This window comes from Microbacterium mangrovi (assembly GCF_000802305.1).
Lineage (GTDB): Bacteria > Actinomycetota > Actinomycetes > Actinomycetales > Microbacteriaceae > Microbacterium > Microbacterium mangrovi.
The window spans coordinates 115,078-133,886 of record NZ_JTDK01000002.1 but is presented as its reverse complement, the minus strand read 5'-3'; the positions used below and the strand labels follow the sequence as shown (position 1 = coordinate 133,886).

Annotated in this window: 15 protein-coding genes and 1 pseudogene; 12 read left to right on the top strand and 4 right to left on the bottom strand. The window is 70.1% G+C overall.

Annotated features, from left to right (window positions below):
• Window positions 1-3 precede the first annotated feature (3 nt).
• From LK09_RS02370 to LK09_RS02320, 12 genes and pseudogenes are all read left to right on the top strand, one after another.
• Complete coding sequence (locus LK09_RS02370) at window positions 4-1,122, top strand: BMP family lipoprotein (protein WP_039395344.1); 1,119 nt, start codon at window positions 4-6, stop codon at window positions 1,120-1,122.
• A gap of 100 nt (window positions 1,123-1,222) precedes the next feature.
• The gene (locus LK09_RS02365) at window positions 1,223-2,740 is read left to right on the top strand and encodes an ABC transporter ATP-binding protein (protein ID WP_039395340.1); all 1,518 of its coding nucleotides are present in this window, start codon (window positions 1,223-1,225) and stop codon (window positions 2,738-2,740) included.
• Window positions 2,737-4,110: an ABC transporter permease gene (locus LK09_RS02360; RefSeq protein ID WP_082008000.1), complete on the top strand. Its 1,374-nt coding sequence runs from the start codon at window positions 2,737-2,739 to the stop codon at window positions 4,108-4,110. Before LK09_RS02365 ends, LK09_RS02360 begins: the two co-directional genes overlap by 4 nt.
• A complete protein-coding gene (locus LK09_RS02355; protein ID WP_039395338.1) occupies window positions 4,107-5,399 on the top strand; it encodes an ABC transporter permease in 1,293 nt (430 codons plus the stop codon). The genes LK09_RS02360 and LK09_RS02355 overlap by 4 nt, the downstream gene beginning before the upstream one ends.
• Before the next feature lies 1 nt (window position 5,400).
• The gene (locus tag LK09_RS02350) at window positions 5,401-5,799 is read left to right on the top strand and encodes a cytidine deaminase (RefSeq protein WP_039395334.1); all 399 of its coding nucleotides are present in this window, start codon (window positions 5,401-5,403) and stop codon (window positions 5,797-5,799) included.
• Window positions 5,796-7,100 (top strand): thymidine phosphorylase, encoded by a 1,305-nt coding sequence (locus LK09_RS02345; protein WP_039395331.1) that lies wholly within the window; start codon window positions 5,796-5,798, stop codon window positions 7,098-7,100. The genes LK09_RS02350 and LK09_RS02345 overlap by 4 nt, the downstream gene beginning before the upstream one ends.
• A 57-nt stretch (window positions 7,101-7,157) precedes the next feature.
• Complete coding sequence (locus LK09_RS02340; protein WP_039395328.1) at window positions 7,158-8,273, top strand: adenosine deaminase; 1,116 nt, start codon at window positions 7,158-7,160, stop codon at window positions 8,271-8,273.
• Window positions 8,274-8,422: 149 nt separating this feature from the next.
• Complete coding sequence (locus tag LK09_RS02335; RefSeq protein WP_039395325.1) at window positions 8,423-10,081, top strand: ABC transporter substrate-binding protein; 1,659 nt, start codon at window positions 8,423-8,425, stop codon at window positions 10,079-10,081.
• A complete protein-coding gene (locus tag LK09_RS02330) occupies window positions 10,078-11,811 on the top strand; it encodes a dipeptide ABC transporter ATP-binding protein (RefSeq protein WP_082007999.1) in 1,734 nt (577 codons plus the stop codon). The genes LK09_RS02335 and LK09_RS02330 overlap by 4 nt, the downstream gene beginning before the upstream one ends.
• Window positions 11,808-12,509, top strand: a pseudogene (locus tag LK09_RS02325) (ABC transporter permease); the annotation flags it as partial. The gene LK09_RS02330 and the pseudogene LK09_RS02325, both read left to right, overlap by 4 nt.
• 59 nt (window positions 12,510-12,568) lie before the next feature.
• Window positions 12,569-12,745 (top strand): hypothetical protein, encoded by a 177-nt coding sequence (locus tag LK09_RS21885; protein WP_231562931.1) that lies wholly within the window; start codon window positions 12,569-12,571, stop codon window positions 12,743-12,745.
• Window positions 12,742-13,740 carry an ABC transporter permease gene (locus tag LK09_RS02320; RefSeq protein WP_039395322.1) on the top strand — a complete coding sequence of 333 codons (999 nt, stop codon included), beginning with the start codon at window positions 12,742-12,744 and terminating at the stop codon, window positions 13,738-13,740. Before LK09_RS21885 ends, LK09_RS02320 begins: the two co-directional genes overlap by 4 nt.
• 69 nt (window positions 13,741-13,809) lie before the next feature.
• Here LK09_RS02320 and LK09_RS02315 read toward each other — a convergent pair whose 3' ends face one another.
• The 4 genes from LK09_RS02315 to ptsP are packed head-to-tail and all read right to left on the bottom strand — an operon-like array spanning window position 13,810 to window position 18,808.
• Window positions 13,810-14,955: a mannitol-1-phosphate 5-dehydrogenase gene (locus tag LK09_RS02315; protein WP_039395319.1), complete on the bottom strand. Its 1,146-nt coding sequence runs from the start codon at window positions 14,953-14,955 to the stop codon at window positions 13,810-13,812.
• 7 nt (window positions 14,956-14,962) lie between these two features.
• Window positions 14,963-15,403: a PTS sugar transporter subunit IIA gene (locus LK09_RS02310; RefSeq protein WP_039395316.1), complete on the bottom strand. Its 441-nt coding sequence runs from the start codon at window positions 15,401-15,403 to the stop codon at window positions 14,963-14,965.
• A gap of 31 nt (window positions 15,404-15,434) precedes the next feature.
• The gene (locus LK09_RS02305; protein ID WP_039395313.1) at window positions 15,435-17,108 is read right to left on the bottom strand and encodes a PTS mannitol transporter subunit IICB; all 1,674 of its coding nucleotides are present in this window, start codon (window positions 17,106-17,108) and stop codon (window positions 15,435-15,437) included.
• Window positions 17,105-18,808: a phosphoenolpyruvate--protein phosphotransferase gene (gene ptsP, locus LK09_RS02300; RefSeq protein WP_082007998.1), complete on the bottom strand. Its 1,704-nt coding sequence runs from the start codon at window positions 18,806-18,808 to the stop codon at window positions 17,105-17,107. The genes LK09_RS02305 and ptsP overlap by 4 nt, the downstream gene beginning before the upstream one ends.
• Window position 18,809: the final 1 nt, after the last annotated feature.

The window sequence follows — 18,809 nt, the reverse complement described above, 5'->3', positions numbered from 1 at the left end:
TGCGTGACCATCTCTACCACCCGAAAGCTCGTCGGCGTCTCCGCCGCGGCGGGCCTCATCCTCGCTCTCGCCGGCTGCGGATCCGCACCCACGGCGACCCCGAGCAGCAACGGCCCGACGGCCGTCGCGGGCTTCAAGCCCTGCATCGTCTCCGACAGCGGCGGGTTCAACGACCACTCCTTCAACGAGTCGGCCCTGAACGGCATGAAGGAAGCCGCCGACTCCCTCGGCATCAAGTTCACGCAGGTGACGTCGAAGTCGGCCAGCGACTACACGCCGAACATGCAGGCCCTCGTCTCGGGCGGCTGCACGTACATCGTCTCGGTCGGCTTCAACCTGTCGGCGGCGACGATCGCCTCCGCCAAGGCCAACCCGAAGATCGACTACGCGATCGTCGACGACCCGGCCGACGCGAACGGCGACGGCAAGACCGACGCCCCGAACATCAAGCCGCTGCTGTTCGACACCGCTCAGGCCGCGTACCTCGGCGGTTACGCCGCGGCCGCCTGGAGCAACGCGAAGGGCACCGACAAGGTGGGCACCTTCGGCGGCATGCAGATCCCGCCGGTGACGATCTACATGGACGGCTTCGTCGACGGCGTTGCGAAGTTCAACACCGACAAGAAGAAGAACGTTCAGACCTACGGCTGGAACAAGTCCACCCAGAAGGGCTCCTTCACGGGCGGCTTCCAGGCGAACGACACGGCGAAGCAGTCGGCGCAGGGTCTTCTCGACCAGGGTGCCGACGTCGTTCTGCCCGTCGGCGGTCCGATCTACCTGAGCGCGGCCGCGGCCATGCGCGACAGCGGCAAGGACACCGTCATGCTGGGTGTGGACAGCGACCTCGCCGTCGCCGACCCGAGCGTCAAGGACGTGGTGCTCGTCTCGATCCTCAAGCGCATCGACGTCGCCGTGCACGACGCCGTGATGGCGGGCGCGACCGGCAAGTTCGACGCGACCACCTACGTCGGCACGCTGAAGAACGGCGGCGTCGGCCTCAGCAGCTTCCACGACTTCGAGTCGAAGCTGCCGGCCGGTCTCACCGACGAGCTGAAGACCCTGCAGCAGCAGATCATCGACGGCAAGATCGTCGTTCAGTCCCCGGCGACCCCCAAGGGCTGACACCATCGGCTGACGACACGAAGCGGCGACCACGGTCGTCGCTTCGTGTCGTTCAATCGATCCCACGCGCAGGTCCCACGTACCGGATAAGGTGCACACTATGAAGCTTGAGCTCCGTGGAATCACGAAGCGTTTCGGGTCCTTCACGGCGAACGATCACATCGATGTGACCGTCGAGCCGGGAGAGATCCACGCCCTCCTGGGCGAGAACGGCGCGGGCAAATCCACCCTCATGAACGTCCTCTACGGCCTCTACCAGGCCGAAGAGGGCGAGATCCTCCTCGACGGCGTTCCGCACCACTTCCGCGGACCGGGCGACGCGATGGCGGCCGGCATCGGCATGGTGCACCAGCACTTCATGCTGGTGCCCGTCTTCACGGTCGCCGAGAACGTCATGCTCGGCCACGAGCAGACGAAGGCCCTCGGATCGCTCGACCTGGCCGCCGCGCGCAAGCACGTGCGCGACGTGGCCACCCGCTTCGGGTTCGAGGTCGACCCCGACGCGATCGTCGGCGACCTGCCGGTGGGCGTGCAGCAGCGCGTGGAGATCATCAAGGCGCTCTCGCGCGACGCGAAGGTGCTCGTGTTCGACGAGCCGACCGCGGTGCTCACCCCGCAGGAGACCGACGAGCTGATGGGCATCATGCGCCAGCTGCGCGATGAGGGCACGTCGATCGTGTTCATCACGCACAAGCTGCGCGAGGTGCGCGAGGTCGCCGACCGCATCACCGTCATCCGGCTCGGCAAGGTCGTCGGCCAGGCCGAGCCCACCGCCTCCAACACCGAGCTCGCCTCGCTGATGGTCGGCCGCGCGGTGGAGCTGACCGTGCACAAGGACCCGCCGAAGATCAAGCCCTCCGGCGGCCTCGAGGTGCGCGACCTCCGCGTGATCTCCCCGAACGGCACGGTCCTGGTCGACACGATCTCGTTCGACGTGCACCCCGGCGAGGTCCTCGCCGTCGCCGGAGTCCAGGGCAACGGCCAGACCGAGCTCACCGAGGCGATCATGGGCCTGCACGGCGGGGTCACCGGAACCATCACGCTCGACGGCACCGAGCTCGTCGGCCGGAGCGTGCGCGGCGTCCTGGACGCCGGCGTCGGCTTCGTCCCGGAGGACCGCAACGAGGACGGCCTCGTCGGGGCCTTCTCGGTCGCCGAGAACCTCATCCTCGACCGCTCCAGCGACAAGGCGTTCAGCTCGGCCGGCACGATCAACCGCAGCACCCTCGACGACTTCGCCAAGGCCCGCATCACGGAGTTCGACATCCGCACGCAGGGGCCGCAGACCCCCGCCGGTGCGCTCTCCGGCGGCAACCAGCAGAAGGTCGTCATCGCCCGCGAGCTCAACCGCGACCTGAAGATGCTGCTCGCGTCGCAGCCGACCCGCGGCGTGGACGTCGGATCGATCGAGTTCATCCACAAGCGCATCATCGAGACGCGCGACGCCGGCATCCCCGTGCTCGTCGTCTCGACCGAGCTCGACGAGGTCGCCGCCCTCGCCGACCGCATCGCCGTCATGTACCGCGGAGCGATCGTCGGGATCGTGCCCGGCGACACCCCGCGCGACGTGCTCGGCCTCATGATGGCCGGAGAACACCCCGAAGAGGATGCCGCATGAGCACTGACACCCCGTCCGGCGCACCCGACGCCGGAGCCGAGAGCCTCGCGCTCCAGTCCGAGGCCGCGGCGCAGACGGCCGCCGCGAAGACCGCGGCATCCGGCCTGCACGGCACCCCGACCCAGGGCGACGTCCCGCCGCCGCCGCGCCAGAACCTCGTCATCCGCGACATCATGCGCGGCAGCGTCGTCACCACGATCCTGGCGATCGTGCTGGCGATGATCGTCGGCGGCATCCTGATCGCGATCACCGACCCGGCCGTGCAGAAGGCGGCGGGCTACTTCTTCGCCCGCCCCAGCGACACGATCGTGGCCGCCTGGAACGCCGTCGTCGGCGCCTACGTCGCCCTCTTCCAGGGGTCGATCATCAACTTCGGGGCCTCGTCGTTCCAGCAGGCGATCCTGCCGTTCACGAGCACCCTCGGGTTCGCGGCGCCGCTGACGGCCGCCGCCCTCGGCGTCGCCCTCGCGTTCCGCGTGGGTCTGTTCAACATCGGTGCCCAGGGCCAGATGCTGATCGCCTGCGCGGCCTCGGCGCTGTTCACGTTCAACCTCGGCCTGCCGATGTGGCTGCAGCTGCCGATCACCCTCGTCGTCGGCATCATCGGCGGTGCGGTGTGGGGCGGCATCGTCGGTCTCCTGAAGGCGCGCACCGGCGCGCACGAGGTGATCCTGACGATCATGCTCAACTACATCGCCTTCTACCTGGTGTCGTGGATGGTGCGCACCCCGAGCATGCTGCAGAAGCCGGGCACCAACCAGCCGATCTCGGCGCCGACGCCCGCCAACGCGGTCTTCCCGCCGCTGTTCGGACCGCAGTACCCGCAGCTGACGTGGGCGTTCCCGGTCGTGCTGCTGGCGACTCTGATCGTGTGGTGGCTCATCGAGCGCTCGAGCCTCGGCTTCCGCATGCGCGCGGTGGGCGAGAACCCGAACGCGGCACGGGCGGCCGGCATCAGCGTGCCGCGCATGTTCGTCTACGCGATGCTCTTCGCCGGTGGCCTGGCGGGTCTGGCCGGCATGATCCAGATCCAGAGCACCATCACCAGCGGGTTCGACGCCGGCATCCACGCGGGCATCGGCTTCGACGCGATCACCGTCGCGCTCCTCGGCCGCAGCCGCGCGTGGGGCACGCTCTTCGCCGGTCTGCTGTTCGGCGCGCTTAAGGCCGGATCCTTCACGATGCAGGCCATGCAGGGGATCCCGGTCGACATCGTGCTGGTCGTGCAGTCGCTGATCGTGCTGTTCATCGCCGCGCCGCCGCTCGTCCGGGCGATCTTCTTCCTGCCCAAGACGGATGCCGAGAAGAAGGCGATCGCCGTGCGCAAAGCGACCAAGAAGGCGGCCAAGAAGGAGGCGGCGGCAGCATGACCATCGCAGAGGCGCAGACCGCCGAAGACGGCACCATCCAGCACGCCGTCGTCCGGGTCCGCAAGCTCAAGGTCCCGATCACCCTGCTCGCGATCGTGGCCCTGCTCGGACTCCTCTTCCTCCTCGCCCCGGCCCACGGCGACACGTCCTACCGGCTCGCCGAGAGCGGCGCGGCCATCAAGCTCGGCTCCATCGAGGTGCCGGCGCAGCCGGCCATCTGGATCTCGTGGACCATCGCGCTGCTGCTGGCCCTGTACTCGCTGCTGCGGGCCTTCAGCTACCGGCCGACGCCGATCTGGCTGTCGATCGTGTACTCGATCCTCGCCATGTTCGCGTTCCTCACCTGGTCGGGTGCCGGTTCGCAGGCCGCCGTGCCGGTGGTGGGACTCCTCGCCGGCTCGCTGTCGCTGGCCGTGCCGCTGATCTTCGGTGCGCTCGGCGGCGTCATCGGCGAACGCGCGGGCGTCGTGAACGTCGCGATCGAAGGGCAGTTCCTGCTCGGCGCGTTCACGGCCACGGTGCTCGGCAGCCTCACCAAGAACCCGTTCGTCGGCCTCGTCGGCGCGATGATCGGCGGCATCCTGGTGGCCTCCGTGCTCGCCGTGTTCGCGATCAAGTACATCGTCGAGCAGGTCATCGTCGGTGTCGTGCTGAACGTGCTGGTGTCCGGTCTCACCGGCTTCCTGTACACGGCCGTGCTGGCCGACAACGCCGGGGCGCTGAACTCCCCGACGCCGTTCAAGCCGTTCGCCATTCCGATCCTGTCCGAGATCCCGATCATCGGGCCGGTGCTTTTCGACCAGACCTTCCTCGTCTACCTGATGTACGTCGTGGTCGCGGTCGTGTCGTGGGCGCTGTACCGCACCCGCTGGGGCCTGCGCCTGCGCGCGGTCGGCGAGCACCCGAAGGCCGCCGACACCGTGGGCATCAAGGTCAACCCGACCCGGTTCTGGAACCTGCTGCTCGCCGGTGCGATCGCCGGCATCGGCGGCGCGTACTTCACGCTCGTGTCGGTGCCGAACTTCACCAAGGACATGACCGCCGGGCTCGGCTTCATCGCCCTGGCCGCGGTCATCTTCGGCCGGTGGGACCCGATCCGGGCGACGCTGGCGGCGCTGCTGTTCGGCTTCGCGCAGAACCTGCAGAACCTGCTCAACGTGCTCGGCACGCCGATCCCGTCCGAGTTCATGCTGATGCTGCCGTACGTCGTGACGATCCTCGCGGTCGTCGGGTTCGCCGGCCAGATCCGCGCACCCGCCGCCGACGGCAAGCCGTACATCAAGGGATGAGATGACAGACATCGACTGGGACGAGCTGCGCGCCGCAGCCGCCGAGGCCATGCAGAACGCGTACGTGCCGTACTCGCGATACAAGGTGGGCGCGGCCGCGCTCGTGTCGGACGGCCGCGTCATCCGCGGCTGCAACGTCGAGAACGCGTCGTACGGACTGACCCTGTGCGCGGAGTGCGGGCTCGTCTCGGAGCTGCACATGTCCGGCGGCGGTCAGCTCGTCGCGTTCGCCTGCGTCAACTCGGACGGCGAGATCATCATGCCCTGCGGCCGCTGCCGGCAGCTGCTGTTCGAGCACGCCGTGCCGGGGATGCTCCTGTGGACGGTGTCCGGCATCCGCACCATCGAAGAGGTGCTGCCGGACGCCTTCGGCCCCCGCGACCTGGAGACGGCCCGATGACTGAGAAGTTCGACGCCGTCGACGTCATCCGCACCAAGCGCGACGGCGGGCAGGTGCCCGAAGACGCCCTGCGGTGGATGGTCGACGCATACACCCGCGGCTACGTTTCCGACGCGCAGATGGCGTCGTTCGCGATGGCGGTGCTGCTGCGCGGCATGGCGCGCGACGAGATCCGGGTGATGACCGACGCGATGATCCGCTCGGGCGAGCGGATGTCGTTCGCGGGCCTCGGCAAGACCACCGTCGACAAGCACTCCACGGGCGGAGTCGGCGACAAGATCACCCTGCCGCTCGCGCCGCTGGTGGCATCCTTCGGCGTCGCCGTCCCGCAGCTGTCCGGGCGCGGACTCGGGCACACCGGCGGAACGCTCGACAAGCTCGAGTCGATCCCCGGGTGGCGCGCGGCGCTCAGCAACGACGAGATGACCGCGCAGCTGCGCGACGTCGGCGCCGTGATCTGCGCCGCCGGGTCGGGTCTTGCCCCCGCCGACAAGAAGCTCTACGCACTGCGCGACGTCACCGGCACGGTGGAGGCGATCCCGCTCATCGCGTCGAGCATCATGTCGAAGAAGATCGCCGAGGGGACGGCATCCCTCGTGCTCGACGTGAAGTTCGGCTCGGGCGCGTTCATGAAAGATCTCGATCGTGCCCGCGAACTCGCCCGCACGATGGTCGAGCTCGGCACCGACTCCGGGGTGGCGACCACGGCGCTGCTGACCGACATGAACACTCCGCTCGGCCTCGCGATCGGCAACGCGAACGAGGTCCGCGAATCCGTCGAGGTGCTCGCCGGCGGCGGACCGGCCGACATCGTGGCCCTGACCACCGCCCTCGCCCGCGAGATGCTCGCCCTCGCCGGGCAGCCGGACGCGGATGTCGAGGCAGCCCTGGCCGACGGACGCGCGATGGATGCCTGGCGCCGCATGATCCGCGCCCAGGACGGCGATCCGGATGCCGCCCTGCCCGTGCCGCGCGAGACGCACACGGTGACCGCTCCCGCCGCGGGCGTCGTGACCCGCATGGACGCCCTCCCGTTCGGCGTCGCCGCCTGGCGACTCGGCGCCGGACGAGCCCGTGCGCAGGACCCGGTCATCCACGCCGCCGGGATCGACCTGCTCGTCAAGCCCGGCGACCGCGTCGCGGCGGGCCAGCCCGTCTTCACGCTGTCGGCCGACGACCCGGCCCGGTTCGAGCGCGCCCTCGACGCCCTGGACGACGCGTGGGAGATCGATCCGGCGGGGAACCCGGTTCCCGAAGCGGAGCGCGCGGGCGCCCTGGTCCGGGAACGCATCACCGCGTAGGCCCGTCTCCGCGTAGGCTTTTGCAGCACCCTCCACCCGAACACCCGAGGAGTCGTCATGCCCATCGATCAGAACGGCGACGCACACGTCGACGGCGTCTCGCTGCGAAGCCTGCCCAAGGTGTCGCTGCACGACCACCTCGACGGCGCGGTCCGGCCGCAGACCGTCATCGAGCTCGCCGACGAAGCCGGCATCGAGGTGGCGTCGCAGGATGCCGGGGAGCTGGCCGACTGGTTCGCCGAGAAGAGTGACTCGGGTTCCCTGGTGGAGTACCTGAAGACGTTCGACCTCACCACGGGCGTGATGCAGACCGCGGAGGCGCTGACCCGCATCGCCCGCGAGTTCGTCGAGGACCTCGTCGCCGACGGCGTCGTGTACGGCGAGGTGCGCTGGGCGCCCGAGCAGCACCTGACCCGTGGGATGAGCCTGGACGAGGCCGTCGAGGCGGTGCAGGAGGGCATCGAGCAGGGCGAGGACGCCGCGGATGATGCCGGGCACGACATCCGGGTCGGTCAGCTCATCTCCGCGATGCGTCACACCGACCGCTCGCTGGAGATCGCCCGCCTCGCGGTGGACTGGCGCGGCCGCGGAGCGGTCGGATTCGACATCGCCGGCCCCGAGGACGGCTTCCCGCCGTCGCGTCTGCGTCCCGCGTTCGACTATCTCGCCGAGAGCTTCTTCCCCACGACGGTCCACGCCGGCGAGGCCGCCGGCCTCGACTCGATCCGCTCCGCCCTCCTCGACGGCCGCGCGCTGCGGCTCGGGCACGGCGTGCGCATCGCGCAGGACCTGCAGATCGTGTCGCGCGAGGGCGAGGAGGTCTTCGTCGAGTTCGGCGACCTGGCCCGCTGGGTGCGCGACCGCGAGATCCCGCTGGAACTGTCGCCGTCGTCGAACCTGCAGACCGGTGCCATCGCGGCGTGGGGCACCGAGATGGCCGACCACCCGTTCGACCTGCTCTACCAGCTCGGGTTCGCCGTCACCGTGAACGTGGACAACCGCACCATGAGCCGCACCTCGCTCACTCGCGAGCTCGCGCTGCTGGTCGAGGCGTTCGACTACGGCCTCGACGACCTCGAGACCTTCCAGATCAACGCCGCCGCCGCATCCTTCCTGCCCGTCGAGGAGCGCGAGGAGCTCATCGACATCATCACCGAGGGCTTCGGGGACTGACGCCGCCGGCGACGCGCCGCCCGACCGGGCGGAATAACGCCGCATGACGACGCGGTTGGGTCTGTTGGTCGCACTGAGCGACCATGGATCCACCCCATCCCCGTTCCACAGCGCCCGCCACAGCACCCCGGGCGCGAGAGAGGCAGACCATGAGAAATCGAGTGACGGGCGCGATCGCGTTCGCCGCCGCGGCAGCACTCCTGCTGACCGGATGCACCGGCACCTCGAACGGGGGTGGATCGGCGTCCCCGACCTCCGCGAAGGGCGGGACGCTGACGATCCTGACGCAGCAGACGCAGATCAACCTCGACCCGGCCAAGAGCCAGAACCTGGCCATCACGACCCTCGGCCTGCTGGTGCGGCGCCTGACCACGTGGGACATCCAGGCCGGCAAGGACCCGAAGGTCGTCCCGGACCTCGCCACCAACACGGGCGTGCCCAGCGACGGCGGCAAGACGTGGACCTACACGCTCAAGTCGGGCCTGAAGTTCCAGGACGGAACCCCGATCACGACCGCCGACATCAAGTACGGCATCGAGCGCTCGTTCGCCCCCGAACTGTCGGGCGGCCTGAGCTACCACAAGTCGCTGCTGGTCGGCGGCGACACCTACCAGGGCCCGTACTCCGGCAAGCAGCTCGCGTCGATCGAGACGCCGAACGCGACCACGATCGTGTTCCACCTGAAGGCGCCGTACGGCAACTGGCCGTGGATCGCCTCGATGCCGGCGTTCGCCCCGGTCCCCAAGGCCAAGGACAACCCCAACACGTACACCAACAACCCGGTGGCGTCCGGCCCGTACGAGGTCAAGAGCAACCAGCAGGGCACCCAGCTGACGCTCGTGCGCAACAAGTACTGGAACCAGGACGCCGTCCGCACCGGCGGCCCCGACCAGATCATCTACAAGGAGAGCCAGGACGTCTCCACGAGCGCCCAGTCGCTCATCTCGAACGCCGGGAGCGCGCAGGACTCCTTCATGGCCGACTACCTCGGCGCCGCCCAGCTGAACCTGGTCAACCAGAACGCCGACGCCAAGTCGCGCCTGGTCACCTCGAAGGCCGGTCCGATCAACTACCTCGCGATCAACACGACCCGCGGCGACCTGAAGAACCTCAAGGTCCGTCAGGCCATCAACTACGCCGTCGACCCGAAGGCGTTCATCATCGCCCAGGGCGGCAACCAGGCCGCGATCCGCGCCACCACGCTGATCACCCCCGGCATCCCCGGACGCGTGCAGTACGACCTGTACCCGGCCGGTGAGGACGGCAACGTCGCCAAGGCGAAGGCGCTGCTGAGCGAGGCCGGCGTCTCGTCGCTGAACCTCACGCTGTGGACCCAGAACGACGCCTCCAGCCAGGCGCAGGCCGAAGCCATCCAGCAGGGCCTGAAGCGTGCGGGCATCACCGTGACCATCAAGCCGATGGACTCGAACACGTTCTACACGGAGGTCACCACGACGAACGCGTCGTACGACCTCGCCCTGTCGAGCTGGCAGCCGGACTTCCCGTCGGCGGCGGGCAACATCCAGCCCCTGTTCGCGTCCGACCAGATCGGCAACGGCGGCTTCAACCTGTCGCACTACAACAACCCGAACGTCGACAAGCTGATCGATGCGGCTCAGGCCACCATCGACCAGTCCGCGGCCGACACGCAGTGGGCCAACATCGACAAGAAGATCATGGAGGATGCCCCGATCGTGCCGCTCACCTACGCGCGGCAGTCGTTCCTGCGGGGCGGCAACGTGCAGAACTTCTTCGTGGCGTCGTTCCCGGCCTACCCGAACTACCTGAAGGTCACGCTCGCCCAGTGAGCGACCCTCGCACAGACGTCGTGCTGTCGGTGGACGCGGTCTCGATCGCGTTCACCGGCGGCACCGGCGACAACACCCCGGCCCGCACCGTCGTCGACGGCGTGGGCTTCGATCTGCGCGCCGGGCGCGTGCTCGCGCTCGTCGGCGAATCGGGTTCCGGCAAGTCCGTGACCGCGATGTCGGTGCTCGGCCTCCTCCCGTCGACCGCGCACGTGACCGGCAGCATCCGCCTGCAGGGCGACGAACTCGTCGGTGCGTCGCCGCAGGCCCTGCGGCGCGTGCGCGGCGGACTCATCGGCACGATCTTCCAGGAGCCGATGAATGCCTTCGATCCGGTGCACCGGATCGGCGACCAGATCGGCGAGGCGATCACCGCGCACACCCGCGTGCCGTCGGCGCGCGTCACTGAGCGCGTGCACGATCTGCTCTCGTCGGTCGGGCTGCGGGACGTCGCGCGGATCGCGAAGTCGTACCCGCATGAGCTGTCCGGCGGGCAGCTGCAGCGCGCCATGATCGCGCAGGCGATCTCCTGCGATCCGATCGCGCTGATCGCCGACGAGCCGACGACGGCGCTCGACGTCACCGTGCAGGCCGGCATCCTGGACCTCCTCCGCCGGCTCCGCGACGAGCGGGGCGTGGCGATCCTCCTCATCACCCACGACATGGGCGTGGTCGCCGACCTCGCCGACGACGTCGTGGTGATGCGCCGCGGCGAGGTCGTGCAGCAGGCCGACGTCACGACCCTCTTCCGCGCCCCCGAGGCCGAGTACACGCAGGAGCTCCTCCGCGCCGTGCCGCGCCTGAAGAAGCTCGGCGACGCGACCGAGCAGGACGCGGATGCCGGAGCCCCCTTCCGCGAGGCGCCGGTGAAGGATGCCGCCGTCCGCGTACAGGACGTCTCGATCGTCTACGGCTCGTCCGGCTGGGGGAGCCGTGAGGTGCGCGCCGTCGACCGGGCGTCGTTCGAGGTCCCCGCGGGCGAGACGTTCGGACTCGTCGGCGAGTCCGGGTCGGGCAAGTCGACCCTCGGCCGGGCCCTCGCCGGCCTCGTGCCGGTGGCATCCGGAACCGTCGAGGTCGCCGGAACCGACCTGAGCAAAGCCTCCCGCGGGGCGCTCCGGCGTGTGCGCACCAAGATCGGGTACGTCTTCCAGGATCCGGCGTCGTCGCTGAATCCCCGCAACACGATCGGCCACTCGATCTCCGAGCCGTTGCGGCTGCACACGGCACAGGGCAAGGCGCAGCGCGCGGCGCGCGTCGCCGAGCTGCTGGATGCTGTGCAGCTTCCGGCCGCCTATGCCGAGCGGTATCCGCACGAGCTCTCCGGCGGCCAGCGCCAGCGCGTGGCGATCGCCCGCGCCGTCGCGCTGTCGCCGACCCTGCTCATCGCCGACGAGCCCACGAGCGCCCTGGACGTCTCGGTGCAGGCCCGCGTGCTGGAGCTGCTCACGTCGCTGCAGCGCGACCTCGGCTTCGCGTGCCTGTTCGTCAGCCACGACCTCGCCGTCGTACAGCAGATCGCCCACCAGGTCGCGGTGCTGCACAGCGGGCGGATCGTGGAATCCGGGGCGGCGACGGCGCTGCTCACCGACCCGCGCGACCCGTACACTCGGCGCCTGCTCGCCGCGGCGCCGGTGGCCGATCCCGCCGAGCAGACCGTGCGCCGCGAGGCCTGGCGGCGCCTGATGGCGGATGCCGCCGCCGAGCCGGCAGCGGGGGAGGCCGCATGAGCAGCGCGAACACCGTCGAGGGCGAACCGATCGTCGCGCCCCCGCGCCGCGGCTTCCGGCAGGTCGTACGCCACATCCGTCGCGACCGCTGGGCGTTCGCCGGCGCGATCATCATCGCCGTCTACCTGCTGGCCGCGGTCTTCGCGCCCCTCATCACCGGCATCAACGGGCAGAACCCGTACACCTACCATCTGGATCTGCTCACCGACACCGGCGCCCCGAAGGGCTGGGGCGGCGGCATCAGCTGGGAGCACTGGTTCGGCGTCGAGCCGCTCAACGGCCGCGACCTGTTCTCGGTCGTCGTCTACGGGGCGCGGCTCTCGCTCGGCGTCGGCATCACCGCCACGATCATCGCCGTGCTGATCGGTGTGCTCGTCGGCGTGACGACCGGCTTCTTCGGCGGCTGGTACGACCGCGTGATGAGCCGAGTGGTCGACGTCATGTTCGGATTCCCGGTGCTCGTCTTCCTCATCGCACTGACCGCCATCGTGCCGCCGAACATCCCCAAGCCCGTGTTCATGACCCTCGTGATCGGGTTCTTCGGCTGGCCGCCGATCGCCCGCGTCATCCGCGGGCAGTCGCTGTCGCTGCGGGAGCGCTCCTTCGTCACGGCATCCACCGCGATGGGCGCGGGCCCGTGGCGGGTGGCGTTCACCCAGGTGCTGCCCAACGTCACCGCCACGATCATCGTGTACACGACGATCCTGGTGCCGTCGATGATCGGCTTCGAGGCCGCCCTGTCGTTCCTCGGCGTCGGGTGCCGCCGCCGACGCCCAGCTGGGGCCGCACGATCAGCAACGCGATCGGCTGGGTGCAGACCGACCCGATGTACCTCGTCTTCCCGGGTGCCGCCCTGTTCTTCATCACCCTGGCGTTCAACGTGCTCGGCGACGGGCTGCGCGACGCACTCGACCCGAAGGGAGCCCGCCGATGACGATGCTCCGCTTCATCTCGACGCGTCTGCTGGGCATGCTCCTCGTGCTGCTCGTGGTCGCCACCGTCACGTACGCGATCTTCTACCTGCTGCCCACCAACCCGGCGCAGCTGGCCTGCGGCAAGCCGTGCACCCCCGACAACCTCGCCCGCGCCGAGGAGTTCATGGGCACGAACCTGCCCTGGTACCAGCAGCTGTGGGAGTTCCTGTCCGGCATCGTCACCGGTCGTACGTTCGGGCACGGCGCTGCGGCGGTCGTGTGCTCGGCGCCGTGCTTCGGCTACTCCTTCCAGCAGAACGCGTCGGTGACCGAGCTGATCGTGTCCCGCTTCCCCGTGACCGCATCGATCGCGGTGGGCGCCGCGATCCTGTGGCTCGTGACCGGCGTCTCGGGCGGGGTGGCATCCGCTCTGAAGCGGGGCACCTGGATGGATCGCACGGTCATGACCGTGGCGATCGCCGGCGTCTCGGCGCCGAGCTACCTCGTCGGCCTTCTCGCGATCCTGGTGTTCGGGTTCACGCTCGGCTGGTTGCCCACCGGCGGCTACGTGCCCCTCACCGAAGACCCGGTGCAGTGGTTCACGCACCTCGTGCTGCCGTGGTGCACCCTCGCGTTCATCAGCGCGGCCATCTACGCCCGTCTGACCCGCGGCCAGATGATCGAGCAGATGGGCGAGGACTACGTGCGCACCGCGCGCGCCAAGGGCCTGGCCGAGCGCCAGGTGATCTCGCGGCACGCCCTGCGCAACGCGATCATCCCCGTGGTGACGATCTTCGGCCTCGACCTCGGCGCGCTGCTGGGCGGCACGGTCATCACCGAGAAGGTGTTCTCGATGCAGGGCATCGGGGCGCTGCTCATCGACGCCGTGCACTCGGTCGACCTGCAGCTGGTGGTGGGGTTCACGCTGTTCGCCGCGTTCCTCATCGTGTTCGCGAACTTCGTGGTCGACATCCTGTACGTGTTCGTCGACCCCCGCGTGAAAGCCGTCGCGTAGCCTCGGGGCATCCGTCCGGGATGCCCTGACACGACCGGATGCCGGGACCCCGTGGGGCCCCGGCATCGGTCAGGCGAGGGTCGCCTGGCGGGCGGCGACCTGGGCCTGCACGAGCGGGAACAGGGGATGCTCCGAGTCCAGGCTCGTGAGGGTGCCCGTCAGCTCGGCAGCATCCGTCGTGTGCAGCAGGCGCTGCAGCTCGACGGACTGGGCGTCGGCGGGGTCGTCGAACGACAGCGCGGCCCCCACCGCGCCGACGAGCGCGTCGACCTCGAGGCCGAGCTCGGCGGCCGCCGCTGCGGGGCCGATGAACCGTTCGTGCCGGGACAGCTTGCGCATCGGCTGCCGCCCGACCCGCCAGACCGTGTCGGCGAGCGCCGGGTTGCGGAACCGCTCCAGGATCGTCGCCCGGTACTCGGCGAGCTCGGCCGGGTCCAGCCCGTGCCGCTGCGCGAGCAGCTCGGAGGTCTCCTCGAGCGCGGCCGCGACCCGCGCGTGGATCGCCGGGTCGCCCAGGGCGTCGGAGATCTCGTCGAACCCGGCGAGCGCTCCGAAGTACGCGGTGGCGGCGTGGCCGGTGTTGACCGTGTACAGCTTCCGCTCGATGTACGGGGCCAGGTCGTCGACGAAGTGCGCGCCGGGGATCACCGGCGGATGCTCCCCGAAGGGCCGCCGTTCGATCGCCCACTCGAAGAACGGCTCCACCGTGACGTCGACGCCCGCGTCGGCCGGCTGCGCCGGAACGATGCGGTCGACGGCGGTGTTGGCGAACACCGCGCGGGAGGCATCCCACTCCTCGCCGGCGAGCCCGACGATCTCCACCCGCAGCAGGTCGGTGGCGCCGATCGCGTTCTCGCACGCCATGATCTGCAGCGGGGGCAGGGCCGGATCACGACGGCGGAGCCCGGCCAGGACCAGGGGCGCGACGAACTTCAGCACGGTCGGGCCGACCGCGGTCGTGACGACATCGGCCGTCGCGACCTCGGCGGCCACGGCATCCGGATCCGCGGCGCTGTTGAGCGCCCGGAACCCGGTGACGACCGTGTCGACGCCCCCCGGGCCGACCTCGTGCACTGTGTAGCTCTCGACCGCGTTGATCGCATCGACGAGGGCCCCGGCGACATCCGAGAACACCACCTCGTACCCGCCGCGGTGCAGCAGCAGCCCGACGAACCCGCGGCCGATGTTGCCGGCGCCGAAATGAACCGCCTTCACGACGCCGTCACCCCTCGTTGACCGACCCGAGGAGCTCGAAGAGCTCCTCGGGGGTGGATGCCTGCTTGAGCGCCGCGACCTCGTCCTCGTCGGAGAAGAGGATCGCGATGCGCGACAGGATCTCCAGGTGCTCGTCGCCCTTGCCGGCGATGCCCACCACGAAGGTGACGTCCCCGCCCGACCAGTCCACTCCGCCGTCGTAGCGGACGAACGACAGCGCCGAATCCAGGATCGCCCGCTTCATCTCGTTGGTGCCGTGCGGGATGGCGAGCTCGTTGCCCATGTAGGTGGACACCGTCTCCTCCCGGCTCTGCATCGCCTCGAAGTACTCCGAGGTGACCGCGCCGGTGGCCTGCAGGATGTCTGCGGCCTCCCGCATGGCTTCGAGCTGCGTCGCCGACCCCTCGTGGATCCGGATGTTCCCGATCGCCAGGACCTGATCTGCCATGGTCTGTCTCCTTCGTCTGGATTCGCGCCGTCTACTGATCTTCGTGCTGTCGACGCACCAAGTCCACGACCTCGTCGTACTGGGGTGCGTTCATGAAGTTGTCGACGGACACGTGGATCGACTCCGGGGACTTGTCGCGGGCGCGTTCGGTGAGCTGGTTCTGCGTGATCACGAGGTCGGCGGTCCCGTCGAGGTTCGCGATCGCCTGGTTGACGACGGTGACCCCTTCGACGCCGGCCTTCTTGATCTTGTTGCGCAGGACGCTGGCGCCCATCGCGGACGAGCCCATGCCCGCATCGCACGCGAACACGATGTGATCGACCCGCTTCTCGGTGACCACCCCGCCGGCGATGGCGGCGTCGGCCGCCTGGGCGCCGACCAGCGACGTCGGCTCCGCGGCGCCCGCGTTCGCGGCCGCACGGGTGCGCAGACCCGACAGGGCTGCCGAGTCCTTGCCCTTGTTGGCCTGGGTCGCCGCGATCGCGGCATCCAGGTCCCCGCCGCCGGCGGCGAGATCCCGCTTGCGGCTGGCGCGCAGGAAGATCGAGGCCACGACGCACGACACGGTCGCCGCGAGGGCTACCGAGAGCAGCACGCCGACATAGCCCCACGGGCGGCCGAAGTTGCTGTCACCGGACGTCTGCAGGACGACGGCGATGATCGAGCCCGGCGCTGCCGGGGCCCGAAGACCGCTGCCGAACAGGGCGTTGGTCGCCACGCCGGTCATCCCGCCGAGGATCGCCGCCACGACGAGGATCGGCTTCATCAGCACGTACGGGAAGTAGATCTCGTGGATGCCGCCGAAGAACTGGATGATGATCGCGCCCGGGGCGCTGGCACGGGCCGCGCCGATCCCGAAGAAGGTGTAGGCGAGCAGGATGCCCAGGCCCGGGCCGGGGTTCGCCTCGACGAGGAACAGGATCGAGCGTCCGGTGGCCAGTGCCTGCTGCGTGCCGATCGGGGTGAACACGCCGTGGTTGACGGCGTTGTTGAGGAACAGCACCTTCGCCGGTTCGACGATGATCGACAGCGCCGGCAGCAGGTGTGCGGCGGTGAGCCAGTGCACGATCGCGCCCAGACCGTCGCTGATGTACGTCATCACGGGCCCGAACACGAAGAATCCGACGATGGCGAGGATCATGCCGAGGATGCCGGCCGAGAAGTTGTTGACCAGCATCTCGAATCCGGGCCTGATCTTGCCGTCCCAGAGCCGGTCCATCCACTTGGTCACGAGCGCCGCGAACGGACCCATGACCATGGCGCCGAGGAACATCGGGATGGTCGTTCCCACGATCACGCCGAGCGTCGCGATCGAGGCGACCACGCCGCCGCGCTCGCCGTAGACCATCCGGCCGCCGGTGTTCGCGATGAGCAGCGGCAGCAGGTAGGTGATCATCGGCACGACGAGACCCACGTACTGCGGGAACGTGGCACCGTTGGCGCTCGCCTGCGCGAGCTGGGTCATGGCGTGCTGCCAGCCGATGTCGTTCGCGTTGCCGAAGCCGCCGAGCACGGGGGCGATCGGGTGCCACCAGCCGAGCCAGCCGGTCGCGATGAACAGGGCCGTGATGAAGCCCCACGCGATGAACGCCGCGATGTTGGGCATGATCATGCCGGAGAGGAACGTGCCGAAGCGCTGGATATGCACCGTGGCTCGGCGACCGCCGCTCACCGGAGCGGCGGCTGGGGGTGACGTCGTCGTCATTGTTCTGCCTCTTTCTTGGTGGGGGATGCGGCACGGGCGGCCGCACGGGCGGATGCCGCGTCGTCCGCGGCGAGGGCCGCGTCGGCGAGCCTGCGGGCATCGTCGAGCGTGTGGGCCAGCAGGGATGCCCGGACGTCCGCGAGCGCGGTGGGGGCCATCGACAGGCTGGTCGCGCCGAGGCCCACGAGGACCACGGCCAGGAGGGGATCGGCGGCCGCTTCGCCGCAGATCCCGACGGGTTTTCCGAGCGCGCGGCCGGCCGCGCCGACCTCGCGCACGAGGCGCAGCACGGCGGGGTGCCAGGCATCCTGGAACGACGCCACCGAGCCGAGGAGCCGGTCGGCGGCCATCGTGTACTGGGTGAGGTCGTTGGTGCCGATGGATGCGAAGTCGGCGCGGGTGAGGATGCGGTCCGCCAGCAGCGCCGACGAGGGCACCTCGACCATCACCCCGGCGGTGCGGATGCCGTAGTCGCGGGCGATCGCGGTGAAGTACGCGGTCTCTTCGACGGTGGACACCATCGGCGCCATGACCCACAGGTCGGCGCCTTCGCCGGAGGCGCGGACTTCGGCATCCGCCTCGGCGAGCGCGGTGAGCTGCTCGCGGAGGATGTCCTCGCTCGCCCGGAGGGCGCGCAGGCCGCGCAGGCCCAGGGCCGGGTTCTCCTCGTGGGCGTCGTTGAGGAAGGCGAGGGGCTTGTCGGCTCCGGCATCCAGCACGCGCACGACGACCTTCTTGCCGCGGAAGGAGCCGAGCAGCCGGGCGTACGCGACGCGCTGCTCGGCGATGGTGGGGGCCGCCGCGGCGGAGAGGAAGAGGAACTCGGTGCGGAACAGGCCCACGCCTTCGGCGCCGAGCGCGACGGCCTCGTCGGCGCCCTCCGCCTTGCCGAGGTTCGCCAGCAGCGGCACCGGGGTGTCGTCGGCGAGGGCGCCCGGGGTGAGCGGGGCGGATGCCGCGGCCCGGCGCGCGTCCGCGCGGCGCCGTGCGCGTTCGAGCTCGTCGGCGGACGGATCCGCGGTGACGACCCCGGCGGCGGCGTCGACGATGACGGTCTGCCCGTCCGCGAGCGCGCCGGCATCCTGCACGCCGACGATCGCGACGATCGACTTCTCGCGCGCCAGGATCGCGGTGTGGGACGTGGGGCCGCCCTCGGAGGTGACGACGGCGAGCACCTGGCCGAGATCGAGCAGAGCGGTGTCGGCGGGGGCGAGGTCGCGGGCGACGAGCACGAACGGATGCCCCGGATCGGGCACGCCCGGAGTCGGCACGCCGCGGAGGCGGGCGAGCACCCGCTGGGCGACGTCGTCGAGGTCGGCGGCGCGCTCGCCGAGGTAGCCGCCCATGGCGGCGAGCGTGTCGCGGAACGAGCGGAAGGCGTCGTGCACGGCCCATTCGGCGGTGCTTCCGCGGGCGATCCGGTCGTCGATCTCGGTCTCCAGCGTCGGGTCCTCGGCGATCATCGCCTGTGCCTCGAGCACGTCCTGGGCGGCGCCGCCGGCGCGGGCGCCGCGCGCTTCGAGTTCGCGGGCGACGGCGGACACCGCCGCTCGTGCCCGCGCGGTCTCCTCGGCGGGGGTGAGCGCGCTCGGCGCGTCGTCGGGGGCGGGCAGCGGCTCCGACATCCGCGCGACCGGGCCCTGGGCGATTCCCTGCCCGATGCCGACGCCGCGCAGCGTCGTGTTCCCGGTGAGGGTCATG

Excerpts from the sequence above, each read along its gene's own strand:
- LK09_RS02350 (WP_039395334.1), top strand. The coding sequence starts at position 5,401 with ATGACAGACATCGACTGGGACGAGCTGCGCGCCGCAGCCGCCGAGGCC.
- LK09_RS02340 (WP_039395328.1), top strand. The coding sequence starts at position 7,158 with ATGCCCATCGATCAGAACGGCGACGCACACGTCGACGGCGTCTCGCTG.
- LK09_RS02360 (WP_082008000.1), top strand. The coding sequence starts at position 2,737 with ATGAGCACTGACACCCCGTCCGGCGCACCCGACGCCGGAGCCGAGAGC.
- LK09_RS02320 (WP_039395322.1), top strand. The coding sequence starts at position 12,742 with ATGACGATGCTCCGCTTCATCTCGACGCGTCTGCTGGGCATGCTCCTC.
- LK09_RS02365 (WP_039395340.1), top strand. The coding sequence starts at position 1,223 with ATGAAGCTTGAGCTCCGTGGAATCACGAAGCGTTTCGGGTCCTTCACG.
- LK09_RS02345 (WP_039395331.1), top strand. The coding sequence starts at position 5,796 with ATGACTGAGAAGTTCGACGCCGTCGACGTCATCCGCACCAAGCGCGAC.
- LK09_RS02355 (WP_039395338.1), top strand. The coding sequence starts at position 4,107 with ATGACCATCGCAGAGGCGCAGACCGCCGAAGACGGCACCATCCAGCAC.
- LK09_RS02335 (WP_039395325.1), top strand. The coding sequence starts at position 8,423 with ATGAGAAATCGAGTGACGGGCGCGATCGCGTTCGCCGCCGCGGCAGCA.
- LK09_RS02310 (WP_039395316.1), bottom strand. The coding sequence starts at position 15,403 with ATGGCAGATCAGGTCCTGGCGATCGGGAACATCCGGATCCACGAGGGG.
- ptsP (WP_082007998.1), bottom strand. The coding sequence starts at position 18,808 with ATGACCCTCACCGGGAACACGACGCTGCGCGGCGTCGGCATCGGGCAG.
- LK09_RS02305 (WP_039395313.1), bottom strand. The coding sequence starts at position 17,108 with ATGACGACGACGTCACCCCCAGCCGCCGCTCCGGTGAGCGGCGGTCGC.